Source organism: Rhodococcus sp. CX (assembly GCF_015865005.1).
Classification (GTDB): domain Bacteria; phylum Actinomycetota; class Actinomycetes; order Mycobacteriales; family Mycobacteriaceae; genus Rhodococcus.
This window is the reverse complement of the sequence record NZ_JADZGH010000178.1, coordinates 38,032-39,632: the sequence shown is the minus strand read 5'-3', so window position 1 is coordinate 39,632 and position 1,601 is coordinate 38,032. Positions and strand designations below refer to the sequence as shown.

2 protein-coding genes and 1 pseudogene are annotated in these 1,601 nt (G+C 69.6%); 2 read left to right on the top strand and 1 reads right to left on the bottom strand.

Going from position 1 to position 1,601, the window contains the following annotated elements:
* The coding region (locus I0Q12_RS33235; protein WP_231610982.1) for an FAD-binding protein at window positions 1–620 on the top strand (620 nt) is incomplete at its 5' end.
* A 68-nt stretch (window positions 621–688) separates the two neighbouring features.
* Window positions 689–1,210, top strand: a pseudogene (locus tag I0Q12_RS18710) (NAD(P)-dependent oxidoreductase); the annotation flags it as partial.
* Here I0Q12_RS18710 and I0Q12_RS33230 read toward each other — a convergent pair.
* On the bottom strand, window positions 1,207–1,601 hold a 395-nt coding region (locus tag I0Q12_RS33230; protein ID WP_231610981.1), incomplete at its 5' end, for an MBL fold metallo-hydrolase. The pseudogene I0Q12_RS18710 and the gene I0Q12_RS33230 sit on opposite strands and share 4 nt — an antisense overlap.

Sequence of the window (1,601 nt, the reverse complement as noted above, 5' to 3'; positions counted from 1 at the left end):
TCGACCAGAAGATCATCGAGAAGGAATTCGGCCTGTCCGGATCCGAACAGAACCCGGACCTGACCGGTCGCAACATCAAACTGCTGCTGCAGCGCGTCCGATCCGGCGCGCCCGGACCGGTCGAAGCGTTCAAGCAGCGCGGCGTCGACTTCGTGGTGCGAGACAACCTCGCAGACCTCGTCGCCGGCATGAACGAACTGGCACCCGAAGCCCCGCTCGACTACGCGACGGTGCGGTCGGTGGTCGAGGCTCGCGACCGCGAGATCGCCAACAAGTACACCAAGGACCTGCAGGTCGCGGCGATGCGCGCGGCACGCGCCTACCTGCCCGACAAGATCGCGCGGATCGCGGCGCCGCACCGCATTCTCGACCCGAAGGCCGGACCGCTCATCGCGGTGAAGCTGCATCTGCTCACCCGCAAGACCCTCGGCGGTCTCGAAACCGACCTGTCGTCGCGGGTCCTGCGATCCGACGGCAGCGTGTTCGACGGCCTGTTCGCCGCCGGGGAGGTCGCCGGGTTCGGCGGCGGTGGCGTGCACGGCTACCGCTCGCTGGAAGGTACGTTCCTCGGCGGCTGCATCTTCTCCGGGCGCGCCGCGGGTCGAGCCGCGGCCCGCTAGGTTTCCGCAGCAGCCGGGCGTCGCATCGATCCGGGTGAGACGCCCGTGACCCGCTTGAACGCCCGCGCGAATCCGTCCGACGCGGTGATGCGACGCGACCCGAGGACGTCGACGCTGCCGTGCAGGGCCACGACGCGGTCGTCGTCACGCTCGGTATCAGCGAGAACCCGCTGCGAGTCCGGGCACGCGGACCGGCCCACACCCCTCTCGACGTGCGCTCGCGGGGAACGCGCAACGTGATCGACGCGATGCGCCGCCACGGTGTGCCCCGGCTCGTGGTGCAGACGTCGTACGGCGTGGGGGAGACGCGGGGCAGGCTGCCCCTGCGGTACAGCCTGATGTTCAAGCTCCTGCTCGGACCCCGGATCGCCGACACCGAGGTCCAGGACGGTCTCGTGCGGGACAGCGGTCTCGACTGGACCGTCGTACAGCCGGTGAACCTCACCGACGAACCCGCCGACGGCACCGCCACGGCCGCGGTCGACGGCGCGATCTCGAGGTGGCATGTTTCCCGCCGCGACGTGGGGAACGTCCTCGCGGACGCGGCGGGAAACGGCACCTACCGGCGCGCCACGGTCGCGGTGTCCTAGACCTCGATGTCGGATTCGTGCGGCAGGACGCGGAATTCCGTTCCCTCCGGCGCCATTTCGCTGTAGCGACCGTAGAAGATGCCGTTGGCCTGCTCGGCGATGATGGCCTGGTGGATCGGGACGGCGACCCGCGGATTCACCGCGCGCAGGTAATCGACTGCCTCCCAGATCTTCAGCCACGGCGCCGCGGACGGGAGTGCGAGGACGTCGACGCGCTCGTGCGGGATGTACAGCGAGTCACCGGGATGCAGCAGCCGGGACGGGTTCTCGTCGTCGCCGAGCAGGAACGCGGTGTTGTCGATGACCGGCAGATCCGGATGGATGACGGCGTGCCGGCCGCCCGTGCCGCGGACGGTCACCTCGCCGATCTCGAACGTGTCGCCCGGACGCA